17 protein-coding genes and 4 pseudogenes are annotated in these 18832 nt (G+C 63.7%); 11 read left to right on the top strand and 10 right to left on the bottom strand.

Annotated features, from left to right (window positions below; genetic code table 11):
* Nucleotides 1-210 precede the first annotated feature (210 nt).
* A pseudogene (locus AB3L03_RS34385) lies at nt 211-652 on the top strand (host attachment protein); the annotation flags it as partial.
* 50 nt (nt 653-702) lie between these two features.
* Here the strand turns inward: AB3L03_RS34385 and AB3L03_RS34390 are convergent.
* On the bottom strand, nt 703-966 hold the full coding sequence (locus tag AB3L03_RS34390) for a hypothetical protein (RefSeq protein WP_368507922.1): 264 nt from the start codon (nt 964-966) through the stop codon (nt 703-705).
* A gap of 289 nt (nt 967-1255) precedes the next feature.
* Between AB3L03_RS34390 and AB3L03_RS34395 the strand changes: the two genes are divergently transcribed.
* The 3 genes from AB3L03_RS34395 to AB3L03_RS34405 all read left to right on the top strand — a co-directional run bounded on the left by AB3L03_RS34395 (nt 1256) and on the right by AB3L03_RS34405 (nt 3516).
* Nucleotides 1256-1702 carry a hypothetical protein gene (locus AB3L03_RS34395; RefSeq protein WP_007603109.1) on the top strand — a complete coding sequence of 149 codons (447 nt, stop codon included), beginning with the start codon at nt 1256-1258 and terminating at the stop codon, nt 1700-1702.
* Nucleotides 1703-1804: 102 nt separating this feature from the next.
* A complete protein-coding gene (locus tag AB3L03_RS34400; RefSeq protein WP_018455279.1) occupies nt 1805-2677 on the top strand; it encodes a DMT family transporter in 873 nt (290 codons plus the stop codon).
* 98 nt (nt 2678-2775) lie between these two features.
* Nucleotides 2776-3516 (top strand): hypothetical protein, encoded by a 741-nt coding sequence (locus AB3L03_RS34405; RefSeq protein WP_085351318.1) that lies wholly within the window; start codon nt 2776-2778, stop codon nt 3514-3516.
* A gap of 62 nt (nt 3517-3578) precedes the next feature.
* Here AB3L03_RS34405 and AB3L03_RS34410 read toward each other — a convergent pair whose 3' ends face one another.
* Entirely contained in the window at nt 3579-3893 is a 315-nt protein-coding gene (locus AB3L03_RS34410; RefSeq protein WP_018455277.1) for a hypothetical protein, read from the bottom strand.
* A gap of 66 nt (nt 3894-3959) precedes the next feature.
* Nucleotides 3960-5363 (bottom strand): deoxyribodipyrimidine photo-lyase, encoded by a 1404-nt coding sequence (locus tag AB3L03_RS34415; protein WP_368509109.1) that lies wholly within the window; start codon nt 5361-5363, stop codon nt 3960-3962.
* Between the two features lie 191 nt (nt 5364-5554).
* Between AB3L03_RS34415 and AB3L03_RS34420 the strand changes: the two are divergent.
* Nucleotides 5555-7284: pseudogene (locus AB3L03_RS34420) on the top strand (methyl-accepting chemotaxis protein).
* Nucleotides 7285-7340: 56 nt separating this feature from the next.
* Here AB3L03_RS34420 and AB3L03_RS34425 read toward each other — a convergent pair.
* Nucleotides 7341-8000 (bottom strand): peroxiredoxin, encoded by a 660-nt coding sequence (locus AB3L03_RS34425; protein WP_018455274.1) that lies wholly within the window; start codon nt 7998-8000, stop codon nt 7341-7343.
* Between the two features lie 392 nt (nt 8001-8392).
* Between AB3L03_RS34425 and AB3L03_RS34430 the strand changes: the two genes are divergently transcribed.
* A complete protein-coding gene (locus AB3L03_RS34430; RefSeq protein ID WP_085360898.1) occupies nt 8393-8965 on the top strand; it encodes a hypothetical protein in 573 nt (190 codons plus the stop codon).
* A 57-nt stretch (nt 8966-9022) separates the two neighbouring features.
* Here the strand turns inward: AB3L03_RS34430 and AB3L03_RS34435 are convergent.
* The 6 genes and pseudogenes from AB3L03_RS34435 to AB3L03_RS34460 form a co-directional block, all read right to left on the bottom strand.
* Nucleotides 9023-10889, bottom strand: a pseudogene (locus AB3L03_RS34435) (alkaline phosphatase family protein).
* A 914-nt stretch (nt 10890-11803) separates the two neighbouring features.
* Entirely contained in the window at nt 11804-12121 is a 318-nt protein-coding gene (locus tag AB3L03_RS34440; RefSeq protein ID WP_204511440.1) for a response regulator transcription factor, read from the bottom strand.
* A gap of 48 nt (nt 12122-12169) precedes the next feature.
* Nucleotides 12170-12685: an ABC transporter permease gene (locus AB3L03_RS34445; RefSeq protein WP_368507923.1), complete on the bottom strand. Its 516-nt coding sequence runs from the start codon at nt 12683-12685 to the stop codon at nt 12170-12172.
* Nucleotides 12686-12818: 133 nt separating this feature from the next.
* A pseudogene (locus AB3L03_RS34450) lies at nt 12819-13394 on the bottom strand (ABC transporter permease); the annotation flags it as partial.
* Nucleotides 13391-14116 (bottom strand): ABC transporter ATP-binding protein, encoded by a 726-nt coding sequence (locus AB3L03_RS34455; protein ID WP_204511439.1) that lies wholly within the window; start codon nt 14114-14116, stop codon nt 13391-13393. The pseudogene AB3L03_RS34450 and the gene AB3L03_RS34455, both read right to left, overlap by 4 nt.
* Nucleotides 14113-15540: an efflux RND transporter periplasmic adaptor subunit gene (locus AB3L03_RS34460; RefSeq protein WP_085351325.1), complete on the bottom strand. Its 1428-nt coding sequence runs from the start codon at nt 15538-15540 to the stop codon at nt 14113-14115. Before AB3L03_RS34460 ends, AB3L03_RS34455 begins: the two co-directional genes overlap by 4 nt.
* A gap of 643 nt (nt 15541-16183) precedes the next feature.
* On the opposite strand from AB3L03_RS34460, the gene AB3L03_RS34465 reads away from it, so the two are divergent.
* From AB3L03_RS34465 to AB3L03_RS34485, 5 genes are all read left to right on the top strand, one after another.
* Complete coding sequence (locus AB3L03_RS34465) at nt 16184-16843, top strand: response regulator transcription factor (RefSeq protein ID WP_018455266.1); 660 nt, start codon at nt 16184-16186, stop codon at nt 16841-16843.
* A gap of 165 nt (nt 16844-17008) precedes the next feature.
* Entirely contained in the window at nt 17009-17410 is a 402-nt protein-coding gene (locus tag AB3L03_RS34470; protein ID WP_018455265.1) for a hypothetical protein, read from the top strand.
* 119 nt (nt 17411-17529) lie between these two features.
* Nucleotides 17530-17922 (top strand): curlin, encoded by a 393-nt coding sequence (locus AB3L03_RS34475; protein ID WP_204511438.1) that lies wholly within the window; start codon nt 17530-17532, stop codon nt 17920-17922.
* Nucleotides 17923-17954: 32 nt separating this feature from the next.
* Nucleotides 17955-18332 carry a curlin gene (locus AB3L03_RS34480; protein ID WP_247336127.1) on the top strand — a complete coding sequence of 126 codons (378 nt, stop codon included), beginning with the start codon at nt 17955-17957 and terminating at the stop codon, nt 18330-18332.
* Between the two features lie 74 nt (nt 18333-18406).
* Nucleotides 18407-18829: a curlin gene (locus AB3L03_RS34485; protein ID WP_276018145.1), complete on the top strand. Its 423-nt coding sequence runs from the start codon at nt 18407-18409 to the stop codon at nt 18827-18829.
* The last annotated feature ends 3 nt before the right edge of the window (nt 18830-18832 follow it).

The following is an 18832-nucleotide window of genomic DNA, read 5'->3' on the forward strand; positions in this document are numbered from 1 at the left end:
CCCGCCGCAGGCCTGACCTTTAGCTCCGCCAGACTATCCCAGGTTCGCGCTCTTGACCAATGCTGCGCTTGCGTTGCGCTCCGCAGGACATCGCCGCCATCCTTGATCCCGCGCAATTCGTCGGTGCAGCTTCGTCCCTAAGCTTGGCGTCGTGGCCAGCTTTCGAGCATTTCGATGGGCTGGCTAGCGAGGTGGCTTTGGAGCTGTGCAATGGACCAAATGAGAATCGACAAGGGTGACTGGCTGGTCGTGTGCGACGGGCGCAAGGCGCTTATTCTGGAAAACCTCGGCGACGAGATGTTTCCGAACCTCCACACCAGGGAGGTGCACGAACAGCCCAATCCCTCGACCGGTGCGCAAGGGACCGACGCGCCGGGCAGGCTCCACGGCGCGGCCGGTAGCACGCGCAGCTCGGTGGAGCAGACTGATTGGCACGACGAGGCCGAGCGCGCCTTCCTGCGCGGCCTGGCCGGACGGCTCGATGCCGCCGTCAGCTCAGGCGAGAACCTCGGCCTTGACCATGGTGGCCTCGCCGCGTGCGCTTGGGATGATTCGCGCCGATTATTCGGATGTGGTGCGCAAGGCACTCCAGGGCGAGGTCGGCAAGGACCTCGTCAAACTGCCGGTCTACGAGATCGAGAAGCAATTACTGCTGTCCGCGCCGCCAAATAGCGGCCCCCGCAGAGGACGCGCCTGCACCCCTCAGAAGCAGGGGTGCCGACGGCGGTCCTGGCCGACATAGGCGGCTGCGCTCTGGTAGCAATGGTTGGTCGACGGGCCGTCGTAAAAGGCGAACGTCCCGGGCGTGATGCCGGGCCCGTAATTGTGCAGATAGCTGATCGGGTAGGGCAGCGGGTTCGTGTAGTGGCGATGGTACCAGTGGTATCCCCGCGCCTCTGCGAGGCCAGGGGCAAGGATTGCGGCCGACAGGACAGCAACCGCGGCTACAAGCTTCAACTTGCTCATCTCGAATCTCCGGAACCCGCACGAATAGGTCAGCCGTTTATAGCCAGTTCGGGCGGCCGGAACACCCGTCTGCAGCCCGGAAATCGACGCCAATCCCGCAGATTCCGGGGTGGGTGTGACAGAATTGCCGGTTCTGTGGTCCGGACTTGCCCATTTTTGGCCTTTTCGAGATGCTTAACGAATTCCCCACACAAGTATGACCAAAGAGAATTAGCTCAAGACTCCTGTTGCCGGCTTCTCGGGGTTCATAGACCGGTCCATTCCTGAAGGCTTTCGCCGTCACCTCGCCATGCGCATCACGCTTCTGAGCCTGCTGTTGCTCTCGGTCGTCGCCGCCACGCCGGCGCGGGCCGAGCTGCATATTACCCGCGACCACGGCGGCTATGTCGAGGAGTACAAGGCCAAGTACAAGCGCGTCCGCGAGAAGGGCGAACGCGTCATCATCGACGGCATCTGCAACTCGGCCTGCACCCTGGTGCTCGGCATCGTGCCGATGAACAAGATCTGCGTGACGCCGCGCGCCAGCCTCGGCTTCCACCAGGCTTACTACGACAAGGCCTTCACTTTCGGCATCAAGGTCACCAGCGCGGAGGGGACGTCCGACCTGATGGCCTACTACCCCGACACGGTGAAGGACTGGATTCGCCGCAATGGCGGGCTCACCACCGACATGAAAAAGATCAAGAACGGCGTCGAGCTCTGGAAGATCATCGATCCGTGTCCGGACGAATGGTGAGCCGCTGAGCCGTCCGGTCCGTCGCAGCGCAGCATCGCCCGGACGAAATTGGCCGTAATTCGCATTGCCGCATCGGCCCCCTGTGAGGCAATGAGGGCGGCAATGAACCACAATCAAGAAGCCCTGGCCGCCCGCGCCGCGCCGATCCTGTTCGTCCTGCTCTGGAGCACGGGCTTCATCGGCACCAAATACGTCGTCAACAATGCCGATCCCTTGACCTATCTCGCGATCCGCATGGCGTTCGTGGTCGGTCTGATGGCGATCATCGTCGCGATCGCGCGACCGAAATGGCCGGATCGTATCGGCATCGCGCACAGCGCAGTCGCGGGCATTCTCGTCCATGGCTTCTATCTCGGCGGCACCGCGATCGCGATCGCGCACTCGATTCCGGCCGGGCTCTCCGCGCTCATTCCGGGCCTTCAGCCGATCCTGACCTCGACCATCGCCAACCGCTGGCTCGGGGAGAAGGTGACGCCGGTGCAATGGGCGGGGCTCGTGCTTGGCCTCGGCGGCGTGGTGCTGATCCTGCACGGCCGTCCCATGACCGGCGAAGCCGGGCTCGGCTGGCTCGCCTCGGTGGTCTCGCTGATCAGCATCACGCTCGGCACGCTCTATCAGCGCCGCTACTGCAACCACATCGACTGGCGCGCCGGCAATCTCGTGCAGTACGTGTCCGTCACGATCTTCTTCGCGATCGGCGCGTTCCTGTTCGAGGACCGCGTGGTGCACTGGACGCGCGAGTTCATGCTCGCGCTGGCCTGGCTCGCCGTGGCGCTCTCGATCGGGTCGATCGGGCTGCTGTACTGGCTGATCCGCCACGCCGCCGCCACGTCTGTTGCAAGCCTGTTCTATCTGGTGCCCGCCGTGACGGCGCTGATGGCTTATCTGCTGTTCGGAGAAAAGCTCGATGCGCTGGCGATCGCGGGCATGGTGATGTGCGCGGCCGCGGTGTTCGTGGTCAACCGACGCTTCTAGGGCCGGCGGGCCAAGCCGCTCGAATACATCCCTGACGTGCGCGGCGCGTTCGTGCTAGGGTCGGTGCATTTCAGTGCCCCTTTCACAGGTGATTTTCCATGAAGAAGGCGAGACGCGCATTGCTTGGCAGGTCCCTGAAGCCAGTCCGGATTGCCTGCATTAATTATGCAGAGGAGATGATGAGCGAGCAGGTGATGGCGCGGCTCACGGCCGCGCTGCAGAAATGCTATGACGAGCACTTCCTGCCGGTCTGGGGCTACCCCGTCGATCTCGACGTTACCCGCAAGCCGAAGCCCACTGACTGGCAGTTGGTCTATTTCGACGATGCGACCCACAAGAATTTCCTCGGGCGGCATGAATTGACGCATCGGGGACAGCCGATCTCGAAGATCTTCCTCAAGGCGCTGTCCAAGGACGATCCGGTCAGTCTGGCAGCCTCGCATGAGCTGTTCGAGATGGTGCTCGACCCTATGGCCAATCTGTGGGCCGACAAGACCCGGCACACCCAATACGCCTACGAGGTCTGCGACGCAGTGGAAGAGGACGCCTTCGTCGTCAACGATCTCCCGATGTCGAACTTCGTTTATCCGTCCTGGTTCGAACCCTTCAAGCATCCCCGCGGCACGAAGTTCGACCACATGGGATTGCTCAAGGAGCCGTTCTCGATGACCGAGGGCGGCTACGTCATCAAAAAGGTGAACGGCAGGAGATTGATCAAGCAGTTCGGCTCGCCCGAGAAGCGCCGGCGCTTCAACGCCGAGGACCGGCGCGGCCATCGCAGCGAATTTCGCGATCCGCAAGGCGAGCATCACCCGGGCCGGCGCGCAGCCAAGCGGTGAGGGTAGGGTATCGCTGGAGCCGTCTCCGGGCGCGTCCGCCCCCGGAGACTTGAGCGTTGCGATCAGCGCTTGGCCTTCGTGGCCTTCTTTTTCGACTTGGCAGCTTTCTTGGTGGCCTTCTTTGCTGTTTTCTTGGCCGCCTTCTTCGACGACTTCTTTGCAGCTTTCTTCGAAGTCTTCTTGGTGGCCTTCGAAGTTTTCTTCGGAGCCTTCTTGGCTTTCTTCTTGGACGCCTTCTTCGGCGCTACCTTCTTCGCAGCCTTCTTGGCGGCTTTCCTGACCTGCTTCACCGCAGTGACAGCGGCGTCCTTGGTCGCTTCCACGGCGGTGGTGATCGTGTCCATCGCCTGTTCGGTGATCGGCTTGTCGTCATCCATATCGTCCCCCACGGTTTGCATGGAGCGGTGACGATAGCGCGTTTCATAATTGTGTCAAAGCAACGCTCAACCTTTGCGGATCTTTGCGTAGGCGGTGAGCGCGCGCTCTCGTCCCTTGGCATGATCGACGATCGGATGCGGATAGCTCTTGCCGAGCGTGACGCCGGCGCTCGCAAGCTCGATCGGTGTCGCCTGCCAGGGCTGATGGATCAGCTCGGGTGGCACATCCTTCAACTCGGGCACCCAGCGTCGCACATAGGCTCCATCCGGGTCGAACTTCTCGCCCTGGAGCACCGGATTGAACACGCGGAAATAGGGCGCCGCGTCGGCGCCGCAGCCCGCGACCCACTGCCAGTTGGCGGGATTGCTGCCGGCATCCGCATCGACCAGCGTGTCCCAGAACCAGCTTTCGCCGGCGCGCCAGTCGATCAGGAGGTGCTTGACCAGGAACGAGGCGACCACCATTCGGACCCGGTTGTGCATCACGCCAGTGTGCCAGAGTTCGCGCAGGCCGGCGTCGACGATGGGATAGCCGGTGCGGCCGCGCTGCCAGGCGGCGAGCGCCTTGGCGTCGGGCTTCCATGGGAAGCCGTCGAAATTCGCTTGCAGGTTTTCGGAGGCAAGGTTGGGATGGTCGTGCAGCAGGTGCCGGCAGAACTCACGCCAGCCGAGCTCGCTCAGGAACTTGTCGACGCCGGGTCCGATCGCGGGATTTTCCGCCGCGGCGAACCGCGCGGCGTGCCAGACCTGGCGCGGGCTGAGCTCGCCGAATCTCAAATGCGGTGACAGATGTGAGGTGCCCTCGCGGTCCGGGCGGTCGCGATCGCCGACATAGCCTTGTGCGGTGTGCTTGAGGAAGTCGCGCAGGCGAGCGCGGGCGGAAGCTTCGCCCGGGGTCCATGTCTCGCGCAGGCCGCCGGCCCAATCTGGCTTGCCAGGCTCGAGCTTCCAGGTCTCCAGCGTGTCACTGGCGACCGTCGGCGCAGGACGCAGGTCCTTCGGCGCCGGCAGGGGCTTTGGCGGATCGCCGAGCGCCAGCACGCGCCGCCAGAATGGCGTGAACACGCGCAAGCCGCGGCCTTCCTTGTTGCGGATTACCGCGGGCGGAACGAGCAGGTCGCCGGGGAAACATTGCGAGTCCACGCCGATCTTTGCCAGCGCGGATTCGAGCTGCCGCTCAATCACCTGATGCGGCGCCTGTGCGATCCCGTTCCAGTGGACCGTGCGGGCTCCGCTCTCACGCGCCACCTCCGCGATCACCCTGGCTGCCGGCCCCTTGCGCAGGATCAGCGATCCGCCGCGCGTGGCAATGTCGGCGCCGAGCGCCCGCAGCGACTGCGCCAGCCACCAGCGCGCCGCGGCGCCCGGCGCTCGCCCGGCCGAATCGTCCAGCACATAGAGGCAGATCACCGGCGCGCCGGTCTTCGCAGCCGCCTTGGCGGCAGCGTGGAGGGCGGGGTGGTCGGACAGGCGGAGGTCGTCGCGAAGCCAGACGATGATAGGCGGAGCGCTTGGCGTAGTGCTTAGCGTAGTTCTGGGCGTGGTCAGGGTGGCCTCGTTAACGATTTGGAAAGCATGTCGCGTGCTGCGATGGAACCGTCATTAATGCGACCGTAAGCCGATTGCACGAGTATGCAGGAATTACGGAGGTGATTTCATTCATGTACGGACGAGCAACGGCGAAGTTTCTGCCGCAATTCAAACTTGGCACCAAGGCGCTCCTGTGCGCGGTGTTGCTGATCGCCATGAATACGGCGCTCGTGGTTGGCGCCGGCTATTGGTCGCTCAGCTCCGCTTTCAACGATCGTGCGCTCCGCGACATCGAGGTTAGCCTGCGGACGCTGGCCCTGGCCTTTGCCGAAATCGTTCCCGATGCGAAGATCACGATGCGGGATGGCGCGGTGGCGCGCGCCGAGATTCCCAAGATGCCGGACTTCAGGGATCACGCCATCGTCGATCGCGCGGTGTCCTATGTCGGCGGCAACGCGACCCTGTTCGTGTTCGACGATGCGAGCGGGCAGTTCGTGCGGCGGTCGACCAACGTGAAGAAGGAAAATGGCGACCGCGCCGTCGGGACCCAGCTTGCCGCCGATCATCCGGCGCAGGCGCTGCTGCGTCGTGGGGAGGCCTACAAGGGCCCGGCCACCCTGTTCGGCAAGTCCTTCATGACCGCCTATTTCCCGATCGCCGACGCCAGCGGCAAGGTCGCCGGCATCCTCTATGTCGGCATCCCGATGGCCCAATTCGAGAGCATGCTGGCCCACACCATCGAAAGCATGGCGATCGCCGCCGGGCTCGCGGCGCTGCTGGTGCTGGTTCTGACCTTGCTGGTCGTCCGCCGCGTCACCAAGCCGCTCACCTCAGTGACGCGCTCGCTGACCGCGCTCGCCGAAGGCCAGAGCGACGTCGAGATCGATTGCGAGAATCGCGCCGACGAGATCGGCGAGATCGCCCGCACGGTCGCGGTGTTCAGGAGCAATTCGCAGGAGCGGGCGCGGATGCGCAGCGAGCAGGCGGCCGCTTCGGCTGCGGCCGCCGAGCAGCGCAAATCCGAGCTGCGCAATTTCGTCGAGGAGTTCCGGGGCGGTGTCGGCGGCATTCTCGACAAGGTGCTGACATCGTCAGGCGAATTCGAGCGGACGGCGCGGCAGCTCACCGACACTGCGCGCTCCACCGCCGATCTGTCGGCGCGGTCGGCCGGAGCTTCCGAAAGCGCCTCCGAGCACGTGCGTTCGGCGGCGTCGGCCTCGGACGAGCTGTCTCAATCGATCTCGAAATCACCCGGCGGGTGCAGGAATCGAACGTCATTTCCGCTGAGGCCGTGCGGCAGGCCGAGGCGACCGATCAGCGCATCGCGCAGCTCTCCGAGGCGGGCGCGCGCATCGGCGATGTCGTCAAGCTGATCACCTCGATCGCCGAGCAGACCAACCTGCTGGCACTGAACGCGACCATCGAGGCCGCGCGCGCGGGCGATGCCGGCCGCGGTTTTGCGGTGGTGGCCCAGGAGGTCAAGACGCTCGCCGGCCAGACTGCCAAGGCGACCGACGAGATCTCGAACCAGATCGCCAGCATGCAGCTTGCGACCGAGGAATCGGTTGTCGCCATCAAGGCGATCAGCCAGACCATCGAGCGCATCAGCGGCATCGCGGGCTCGATCTCGGCGGCGGTCGAGCAGCAGAAGAGCGCGACCCAAAACATCGTCGTCAGCGTTCGCGCGGCGGTATCGGGCACGGCCGATGTCGCCGTCAACGTCCGTCAGGCCGCCGAGGGTGCGAACGAGACCGGTGAGACGTCCAGCCGGATGTTTGCCTCCGCCCAGGCGTTGTCGGGCGAGAGCCTGCACCTGAAGGCCGAGGTCGAGGGCTTCCTCGAACGCGTGCGCGCGGCGTAAGAGCTAACATCGTCGTCCCGGGCGGCGCTGACGCATCGCCCGGAATGACAGTTCCGTTATTTCGGCTGCGGCACGATCCGGATGTAGGGCTTCGGCTCCTTCCAGCCTTGCGGGTAGATCGTCTTGGCCTCGTCGTTGGAGACCGAGCCCGCGATGATGACGTCGTCACCCTGCGACCAGTCGGCCGGGGTCGCGACGCGGTGCTTGGCGGTGAGCTGGAGCGAGTCGATCACGCGGAGGATCTCCTGGAAGTTCCGACCCGTCGTCATCGGATAGACCAGCACCAGCTTGATCTTCTTGTCCGGCCCGATGATGAAGACGTTGCGGACCGTCTGGTTGTCGGCGGCCGTGCGGGTGAGGGGATCGCCCGAAATCGCGGCCGGCAGCATGCCGTAGAGCTTGGAGACGTTGTAATCGGTGTCGCCGATCATCGGATAGTTCGGGGCCGCGCCTTGCGTCTCCTTGATGTCCTCCGACCATTTGGAATGGCGGTCGACCGGATCAACCGAGAGGCCCATCAGCTTGACGCCGCGCTTGTCGAATTCCGGCTTCAGCTTGGCCAGCGCGCCGAGCTCGGTCGTGCAAACCGGTGTGAAGTCCTTCGGGTGCGAGAACAGCAGCGCCCAGCTATTGCCGATCCAGTCGTGGAACTTGATCTTCCCTTCGGTGGTCTCGGCTTCGAAGTCGGGGGCGGTGGTGCCAATCGGAAGTGTCATGGTTCTACCTCATGTTATTGAATTTACTTGCGAATTCATCTTTGACCGTCGCGGGCATTATAGGGTCTCCGCGATCCCAAGTGAACGCTAACTGAACCGCTTCAAGTAAAATGTGAATTCCTTCTTTGAAGGCCTGATTTCCTAGCACCTTTTTGTTACAGCCGCGCCCGCGGCGAAACATCTCCACCGGGGCTATACGGGCGTGATTGCCCCGAGAAAGCCTTTTATGGCTTCCATCACGCTCGCCCGGCGCTCGCCAGAACCAAAATGGTCCTGACAGCGACCAATTGGCAACTATCTCAAAGAGTCGCGATCCCGGTGCCGAATCATTAACCACCCCTTTACGCCGGCATGAAAATGCTGGCCGATCAGAAGAAATCTGGAAGTGAACTATGTCTGCCGCTGCGCATAAGTCTGTTGAGTCACCGTCCCTCGAACCATCCTGCCGCGATACCTCGACCCATGCACTGACCATCGTGCGCGACGGCGTGATCACGGGCGAAGGCCCGACCACCAAGGGAAGGGTGCACTTCTCCCGCTCGCTCGATGCCGATGACACCGCCTGGTGCGCCCGCATCCTCACCGCCACGGCCGTCAACGACCAGCCGGTCAGCCGCACTGAGGCCGAAGTGCTGTTCGAGATCAACGAAGCCGCCACCGAGCGCACCGATGGCGGCCGGTTCGACGACCTGCTCGCCAAGGCGGTAGCTCATTATGCCGCGAGCGCCTCCGGCCTGAAGGTGCCGCCGCGCAGCGTGGCGCTGTCGGCCGAGTCCGACATCGAGAGCTGGGCGCCGTCCTATGCCTCCAAGGTCAACAGCGAAATGCTCGAGTGGATCGCCGGCCAGATGCGCGGCAAGCGCCAGAACAACCGTCGCCTGATGGCGATGGTGGCGACCTTCCTGGGCGCCACCGCGCTGCCTCTGGCGGGCCAATTGCCGAACGTGTTCGACATCGGCATGTAAGATTTTGGGCATGTAAAATTCTGCGCCTTTCACGAAGGACGCATTTGAACGGCGGGGTTATTTCCCCGCCGTTTTTTGTTTGCCGGCGTCCGGCTCCAGCCCGAGCGTGCGGCCGGGGAAGCCGGCCGTGTCGAAATAGCGCTGGCTGCCGACGCGCTGGAAGTTCAGCACGGTCTGCAGGCCGTTCTCGGACTTCTTCGACTTCTCGACCCCCTTGTAGGCCTTCGGCACGATGCCGTTGGGCAACGCCTCCGACATCACGCGGCCGACGAGACCGCCGTTCTGGAGAAGCGCGCAGACCGAGGAGCTGGGCGGCCGTCATGCCGACGTCGGCATTGCTGACCGGGATCTCGCTGACATAGCCGGCTTTGAAGTCCGGACCGACCGCGGCCATGAAGTTCATGGTGTCGCCGCGGCTGAAGCTGCCATGCATGCCCTGGCCCTGGCGCAGCACGGTGTCGGCGACCTGCACCGAGCAGTTGGTCGGCGCCTCGCCGCAATCGCTGGCATAGGAGCGGAAGTTGACCACGATCGCCGGCGTCGGCGTCGCCGCCTTGCCGCGCAGATTGATGCTCGACAGCGGCAGCGTGCCGGGGAAGCGGCCGAGCGAGTCATCGACGAACAGGCCGGAGACGTAATCCTGCTCAAGCAGCAGCTTGACGGTCTTGGCCGCCAGCTTCTTGTCTTTGGTCGGCAAATAGATCAGGTCAGAGCCGCCATTGGTGGCGACGACGAGATCGGGCTTTTCCGGATCCTTGCCGAGCACGCCGTTGCCGGCCTTGGGATGCTTGTTGCCCTCGACCTTGGCGTTCTTGTCGTTGGGATCGAACAGCGGCAGGTCGAGCGCCTTCGCCAGATCGAGCGCCAGAAAACCCATCGGCAAAAAGTCCTTCGGCGTGTCGTCATAACTGACCTTGGCCGAGGGGCTGGTCTTGCTTTCCTTGGAGATGGTCGAGAAGCCGTGGTCGGCCTGGACCATGATGTTGGTGGTGGCGGCAAGGCCGAGCTCGTCCAGCGCCTTGCGGAGCTGGGCGAGGTTGTTGTCGGCATTCTTGATGCCGGCCATCGAGGTCGGCCCGTTGATGCCGGGCATGATCTGGTTGAGGCTGTCGCCGGTGTTGTGCTGACTGCCATCGGGGTCGCGCGACCAGAACACCAGCACGAACGGCTTGTTGCGCGCCTTGAACATCGGCAGCACGACCTTGGCCGCGACATCGGCGAAATAGGCCTGCTGCGCGACGTTGGCCGCCGTGGTGCCGGGCGTCTTGGCATCGCCCGCCTTGGAGTTGTCGCCGCGCGGCGGCGTGGCGAGGGGCAGGCCGGCCTTGGTGAGAGCGGCCTTGACCTCGTCCGACAGCGCCACGCCGTTCTTGCCGCCGGTCGCATCGTCGAACACGACCGAATGCAGGCCGGCCTTTTCGGGCTTGTCGGTGTGGTCGAACTGATAGGTCGGACCATGCTTGCCGAGCGCGGCGGTGCTGTAGCCCTTGTCGCGGGCCAATTTCAGGATCGTGTCCTCGTTGAGGTAGTCGCCCTTGAAATGCTCGTCGATGTCGCCAAGCACGGCGTCGTTCTCGATGAAGGGGACCACGGTGTCGCCGGCGGGTACCGAGGTGTAGTTGGTCCAGATCGTATTGGAGAACACGCCGGTATCGCCGAGATAATGGCCGGTCGACATCGCCGAGCCGTTGGCCATGGTGAAGGTCGGGAACAGCGAATGCGAATTCTTGAAGTTGACGCCCTTGTCGCGGATTTCGGCCATTGCGGGGGCGGTCTCAGGCGTGACCTTCAGCGCCCGCAGACCGTCCGGAATGAACAGGATCAGGTTACGGGGCGTGTTGTTCTCTGCGGAGGCAGGTCCGGTCGAAAATCCTGCGGACAACACTGTCAGTCCGGCTGACAGCAAAACCAGCGAACGGCGCATCAAAATCTCTCCCTGCGAGGCGGCTTGGCCGCCAACCGCGGCCCCCGGCTTCGTTTAGTTTCGCTGCATGACGGTTTTGTTACAAGAGCGGAGCGCCATGTAAAGAAGGACAGGGGCCCCGCTCTGCGCGGCGTCCGGCGGCACGAGATCGCGGTGTCGGCACGCGCTGCTTCAGCATCGTTATTGCGAGCGCAGCGAAGCAATCCAGAATCTTTCCCCGGCGGCAGACTGGATTGCTTCGCTGCGCTCGCAATGACGGAGTGAGTGGCTGGCAGCGTCGCGCTTCGATTCGCATTCCGAGCGGCAGACACACCTTCGCCCTCTCGCGGCGCATTTCGCCCGAGCTTTGCTTGGTCGCCTCACCCTCAAAATGAAAGAGGGCGCAGGGAAGACCGGGTGCCGGCTGGCACCCGCGGTCCACTGTGCGAGATTGTCGTAAGAACAATGCACAGCGGCATACAGGTGAAGCCCAACATCCGGCCTTCCCTGCGCAGTGGCTTTACGGCTTATGTCGTGCTCTCCCCGGGGAGCGATGCACTATTGCCCCCGTCGCCTTGCGGATGGCTGATGCGTGTGCCCGGTTGGGCAACCCACATCACCGCAACGCTTGACGCACAGACCCCGGGCGTCAGGACCACACGATTTTGCCGTACGCCGATCGCACCGGTCGTGTGCGCGACGCCTTCGCTCACGGTTAGCCGCCCTGCGAAGCCATTCGCGCCGATGTGACTAACGTCCACCGCCGTCCGGCCCGCGTTCGTGACGATCGCGATACGCCCCTCTTCCTTGGGCCGGGTTGAGAAATTCCTAACAAAAATCCGAATTCTAATAAAGAGAAATATTTTGTCGCCGTTGCGTTGACCCCGGACTTGGGTGTTTCGCCAGAAATGACGCAAGGGATTGTGGCCGAGCGGTCAATCCGGTGCCGTCGGCACCGGCGTATTCTGAGCGACCGCCTTGGCCGGCGCGGCCGTCGTGGAATTGCGGCCGCCATTGGCCAGGTTGCGGCGAAGCGATGGCGGCGCCGCCTGCAGGGCAAAGATGATCGCGATCTGGGTCCGGTTCTGAAGGCGGTATTTGCGCATGATGTTGCCGATATGCGCCCGCACCGTGTTCTCCGAGATCTTGAGCTCGTACGCGATGTTCTTGTTCTGCATTCCGCGGGCGATCAGCGTCATCAGGTCCCGCTCGCGTGGCGTTGGTGTGATCGAATATTTCGGATCCGGACTCATAACTGCTCCTCCGTGGCCATTGGTCGATGCGAACACTCCAGCATATTCTCACTCCGTCTTGAGTGCCTCGATCGGGCTGAGCTTGGATGCCTTGTGGGCGGGATAAAAGCCGAAGATCAGGCCGGTCGCGATCGAGAAAGCGAGGGCAAGGCCGATCGCCTGACCGTCGATCGAGGTGATCCATCCTGCCATGCGAGCGACCGTCATCGAGAGCGTGACGCCGGCACCGACGCCGATCGCGCCGCCGAGCAGGCAGAGCACGAGGGCCTCGCAGAGAAACTGAAGACGGATGTCCCGCATCCGCCCGCCAAGCGCGCGGCGGATTCCGATCTCGCGCGTGCGCTCGGTGACCGAAACGATCATGACGTTCATGATGCTGATGCCGCCAACGAGCAGCGAGACCGAGGCGATGGCGACGAGCAGGAGCGCGACGGTGCGGATCGCTCCCTGCTGCGCTTCCATGGCGGCGGCCGGATCCTGGACCTTGAAGTCGTCCTCCTGGCCAGCGGGAATGCGGTGGCGCTGCCGCAGCAGGTTTTCGATCTCCGTTCGCGCCCCCGCCATCTGTCCGTCCGCGGCCACCTTGGCGATGATATAGGCGACCGAGATCCCGGTTGATGTTGCTTGCGCTGCCGAGGAAGCGCAGCTTGGCCGTGGTGAGCGGCACGAAGGCGACGTCGTCCTGCGCCGGTCCCTTGCGATCGAGAACGCCGACCACTTCGAGCGGCACCTTCATGATCCTGATCTGTGCGCCGATCGGGTCTTCGCCGGGCGCGAACAGCTCATGCGCCACCGTGCTGCCGAGGATCACGACCTTGCCGGCGCCTGCCTCCTCGCTGCCGGAAAAATAGCGCCCGGTCGCAAGCTGCCAGTCGCGCACCATGAAGTGCCCGGTCGTCGTCCCGTTGATCGTCGTGTTCCAGTTCTTGCTCTCGTGAATGACCTGGGCCGTTCCTGCAATCGAGCCGGCCGCTGCCTGGATCTCGGGGATCTGCTCGAGGATCGCCTGCACGTCGCTCTCGGTCATGGTCAGCTTGCTGCCATCCTTGAGGCGCACGCCGCCCTGGTAGACCGCACCGGGGTTGATCATCAGCACGTTGGCGCCGATCGAGCGGATCTGCTCCTGCAGGCGAAGCTGCGCGCCGGACCCGATCGCAAACACCGTCACGATCGAGGCGACGCCGATCACGATGCCGAGCATGGTGAGGATGCTGCGCAACGGATTGAGGCGCAACGCGTGCAAAGCGATTTGAAAGCCCTGGAGCATGGTCATGGCGCAGCGTTCCGTTTCGGCAGGATCGGGACCAGCGTTTCGTCAGCGACGAGCTCGCCGTCGTGCAGGCGGATCGTGCGCCGGCACTGGGTCGCGATGCCGGGGTCATGCGTGATCATCACGATGGTCTGGCCGGACCGGTTCAGCGCGGCGAACAGGGCCAGTATCTCGGCGCCGGTACGGCTGTCGAGCGCGCCGGTCGGCTCGTCGGCGAGCACGATCAGCGGGGAGGCGATCAGGGCGCGCGCGATCGCGACGCGCTGCTGCTCACCGCCCGAGAGCTGTCGCGGGAAGTGGTGGGCCCGGTGCACCATGCCGACGGCCTCCAGGCTCTGCTCGGCGCGGGCCAGGCGTTCCTTGCGGCTGATGCCGCAATAGACCAGCGGCAGCGCGACGTTCTCAATCGCATTGTGGCGAGCGAGCAGATTGTAGGACTGGAATACGAAGCCGATGCTGCGGGCGCGCAGGGACGACCGGTGGTCTTCCGAGAGATCGGCGACGTCGGCTCCCTCGAGATAGAGCGCGCCCTCGCTCGGCAGGTCGAGCAGCCCGATCATGTTCATCAGCGTCGATTTTCCGGAGCCCGAGGGTCCCATCACCGCGACGATCTCGCCTCGTTCGATGTCGAAGCTGACATTGCGCACCGCAGTCACCGCTACTCCGTCGGCGCGATAGGTCCTGGAGACCGACTGCAGGCTGATGAGGGGCGGGAGGGCCGTCATGATCCGAACCTTATGCCGAGAAATTCCATGCCGGCCGGCCGGATGGCCTGACCCACGGCGACCTGGCTGCCCTCGACGAGGTCTCCGCTCCTGAGTGCGACCTGTTCGGTGCCGGCCGCGCCGACGGTCACCGGAATACGCCGGAGTGAGCCGCTGGCGGTGCGCGCCCACACGGCGCTGCGCGCCGCGGCGTCCGGCCGCGTGCCCGAGGGCTGGAAGCGCAATGCAGCAAGCGGCACTTTCAGCACGTCGTCCTGCCGCTCGATCACGATCTTTACCAGGGCGGTCATGCCGGGCAGCAACGCGCCGTCGAGATTGGAGGTGGCCAGGACGACGGTGTAGGTCACGACGTGCTGCTGGTTCTGCGGTGCCTTGCGCACCTGCCGCACCACCGCCTCGAAGCGACGGTCCGGGTAGGCATCCACCGTGAAATGCGCGCGCTGGTCGGGGGCGATGCGTCCGATATCGGCTTCGTCGACCTGCGCGTGGATTTCCATGTCCTCCAGTCGATGCGCGACCACGAACGTGGTGCGCGATTCCAGTCCGACCGCGAGCGTCTGGCCCTCGTTGACGAACCTGCCGACGACGACGCCATCGATCGGCGAGCGGATCACGGTGCGGTCGAGATCGGCCTGGGCCGCAGCGAGAACGGCCGCCTTTTCCGGCACGGCCATGCGTGCCTGCTGCAATTCCGCCTCGATCCGGCGGACGTCGGCCTGCGCCCCATCCACTGCATAGGAGTTGAGGGACATCAGAACCTCGGCCTCGCGTTCCTGGGCCAGACGCGCGGTGAACTCCGTCTGCGCGTCGTCGACCGTCGTCGTGGCCACCACGTTTTGCGACTGGAGTGCCTGCTTCCGCTGCAAGGTCTTTTGCGCCGAGCTCTTGACTGCCTGGGCACTCTCGAGCTTGGCGGCGAGCACGTCCCGGCTACCCCTTGCGTTTTGCAGATCGATCCTGGTGCGATCGAGCTTGGCCCGTGCGACGTCGACCAGAGAATTGGCAACGGCCAGAGAGGCCCGGGCTTCGTCGACCTTGGCCGCAAAGCTGCGCGGATCGATCAGGGCGAGCGGCTGATCCTTGCTGACCGTGTCGTTGAAATCGACATAGACCCGGGCGAGCTGCCCGGACAGCTGGGAACCCACCTCGATCGTCTTGACCGGCTGCAGGGCTCCGGTGACGGTGATGGTCTGCTCGATGCTGCCGCGCTGGATTGAGGCAAAGCGGAATACGGGGGCGTCCGATCCGAAGCTCCGTGCTTCCAGCCCCACGGGTCTGAGCAGCCGTTGGCTCGATGCGTAGGCAAGGGCCGCCTTCTGCGCCGCGGCCCCGGCCGCGTCGGTGATGACGGCCGGCCCCGCGGCGTAGACCGCGGCGAGGCCACATGCAGTTCCGAGCAAGGCAATAACTGGCACAAATCGCATATCAAAAACCCGCCTCTTGAAATGGCATCGTTGGCGGCAAAGGCAGAGATCGCGCTATGGTTGTAAACCCGCTATGGTTGTAAATCTTGAAAAACGCGGGCGATCGTCAGTGTGTCGCCGCTGCCGGGGCGACGGTCGGGTGCGCTTGATGATCCAGAAGTAAAGTCCGCGGGTGCTATTTTTCACGACTTGCCCGAAATGCATACGGAGCGTATCGATATGACGCGCGCGGTATCGAACTCGACAAGCTGACTGAACGTCTCGTCTGCTCTGGCCGAAGCGGCCAGCGCCCGGCGTTCAAGTCGGCACGTGGGTGGCGACGCCATGACGCACTCGGCGATACCGAAGTTCCCACGCCAGATCGTCGCGTTTCCGGTCGTCGCATTCCCAATCGCAGCATTGCCGATATCGCGCCTCGCCATGATGCCGCAGGTCGCGAGGGCGCATCCCCGCAATCACGAAACCCGATGTGTGAACACCTTCACTCGTCTTGAACGGGTGTTGGGCCTAAGACGTCGAAGCGGCGGATCGGAGCGACTCGCTCGATCCCCGCGAATTCATCCGAGCACCTTGATCTCGCTTGCAAGAAGAATGGATGGCTCGTTGCTTGTTCATCGAGCCCCAATCCGGGGAGCCCGTTTCCATGAGTTCAGGTCAAGCCACAGTTTATGTCATTGACGACGAGATCCAGATTCGAACCGCGATAGGAAGTCTCTGCGAGGAGACCGGGCATCAGGTGAAATTGTTTGCGTCGACCGACGAGTTTCTCGGGGAGACTATTTCCGGCGGGCCTTCATGCCTTGTGCTCGACGTCCGCTTTCCCGGCACGGCGCCGACCGGCCTCGAGCTTCAGCGCCGGCTCGCCGAGACGGGCGTGCTTATCCCGATCGTCTTCATCAGCGGCCATTCCGACGTCCGCGTCTCGGTCGAGGCCATGAAGCGCGGCGCAGTCGAGTTTCTTCCAAAACCCTTTCGCGAACAGGAGATCCTCGACGCGATCAGGCACGGCATCGAGCGCGACCGCAGGCGGCTCGAACGCGAAGATAGCGTGCGCGAAGCGCGCCAGCGCGTCGAGACGCTGACGGCGAGGGAGCGGGAGATCATGCTGTTGATGGCCGAAGGTCTCGTCGCCAAGCAGATCGCGGCGAGGCTCGGGGTGAGCGAAGTGACGGCCAAGGTCCATCGCACCAGGATGATGCGAAAACTGGAGCTTCGCTCGCCGATCGAGGTGGTGCGGTTGGTCGACAGCATGGGACGCGAAGAAGAGACGACACGAACCGGCACGGGACAACCGTACAGCTAGTGCCGCAGGCACCAAGGCGCCGCGCAACGTCTAGTCCGTACCGATTAGCATGAACTGCAGTCTGTCGCACGCAGCACGATCGGTTCAAAGTCGGTCCTGCGATGTCGGCCTCCTCCAAGACGGCATCCGAACCCAGTCAGAGATCTTAGCCAGAAAGGATATTCCATGCGCAAATTGTTTTTTGCTTCCGTTGCCGTGCTCGCCCTCTCCTCCGCCGCGCAGGCCGCCAACACTGCGACCACGGTGCAAGTGGGCGTCGTGAACGGTTCCAGCGTCTCGCAGCAGGGCCTCACCAACGACAGCTCGTCGACCAGCCAGCTCGGCATCATCAACAGCGCGACCACGATGCAGGGCACCAGCGCGGCCTCGCTCAACAACGGCAGCACGGTCAACCAGGTTGGCGTGCAGAACTCGGCGACGACCGGCCAAGTGGCGTTCGGCAACAACGGCAGCGCGATTACCCAGAACTCGTTCGGGCCTGCCGCGCTTCAGAACAACGCCGCCGCCGTCGGACAGCTCAGCGTGTTCGGCGTCAACAGCAGCACCGTCTCGCAGACGGCGCACTAAGCCAGCCCCGTTTGGCCGGACGCGTCATCTGCGGCGCGTCCGCGCCATCCTTGAAAGCACCGCCTCGGGCGGGACGACTCGGTGAGAGCTTGTCCGCCGACTTTCGCGGAGGAAATGTCATGCATCAAAAATATCTCGTTGCCACGATCGTCGCGTTCGGCTTGCTGACCGCTGTCGATGCCCAGGCCGGCAACTCGGCCAGCGTGCTGCAATTCGGCACCACCAACAACTCCTTCATCTCGCAGAGTGGCGGCACCAACAACAGCGCCACCACGATGCAATTCGGCGCCACCAATACTGCGACCACCCTGCAGACGGGCTCGCTCCTGACCGTCAACACCTCAGTGATCGGGCAGGGCGGCACCACCGCGACGGCGTCCAACACCGCGTTACTCGGCCAGGCCGGTGGCTCCAATTCGAGCCTGATCGGCCAGATCGGCGCGAACAACGCGGCGGCCGTCGGACAGCTCGGAATCCTGAACGGCTCGACGATTTTGCAGCAGACTCCTTGATCGCAAATCCATTTTCAGTCGCGAGGCATGTCATGAGACATTTTTCCGGCGCCGCCTGCGGCGCGTTTCTCACCTTGTGTTGCATAGGCGCCGGATCGGCCGGTGCCCAGACCGCCGACATCAAGACCATCGTGTCGCTCGGCGGCCCGCCGGTCGTGCTGAACCAGAACAGTCAACTCAACATGGCCGGCGTGTTCATGATAGGCAGCAGCACCAGCGCGACCGTCACTCAAAACGGCACGAACAACGCGACCGGAATCCTGCAATTCGGCGGGACGACGTCGGCATCGGTCGGGCAGGCGGGCGTGAACAATGTCGCGTTTGTCGGCCAGGCCGGCCAGTCGACCAGCAGTTTCCTGTCCCAGTTCGGTGCGTTCAACTCGGCGACTGTTGTCCAGAATAGCCATTGAGTTGGGCGCGACCTCAGCGTCGTCAGAAATGCAATGGGGGCAAGGCAATGATACGCGGTAGACTGCTCCTGGCATTGGCGGCATTGCTCGCCGCCGTCAGCGTCGCGTCCGAGGCATCCGCCGGATCTGTCCAGCGCGGCGTGACGAACCGGAACGTGAGCATCGAAACGATCGTGCAATTCGGCAACGACGTCCAGCCGGTCACGATCGAGGAGAACAGCAGCATCAATATTGCGCGTGTCATCCAGATCGGTGGCACGGGAACGGTCGATGCGACGATCATCCAGAACGGCACGCGAAATTATGTCGATGTGATCCAGGTGGGTGGCACCACCAATTTGGCGATCGGTCAGTCGGGTGTGAGCAACATCGCCGATATCACTCAGGTCGGCAATTCCACCAATGCCCTCCTGCTCCAGATCGGCGATATGAACACGGGAACGGTGCGACAATTCGGGCGCTTCAACTGGCTGTCGATATTTCAGTTCAGCCGGTGATCA

It is taken from the genome of Bradyrhizobium lupini (assembly GCF_040939785.1).
Taxonomy (GTDB): domain Bacteria; phylum Pseudomonadota; class Alphaproteobacteria; order Rhizobiales; family Xanthobacteraceae; genus Bradyrhizobium; species Bradyrhizobium canariense_D.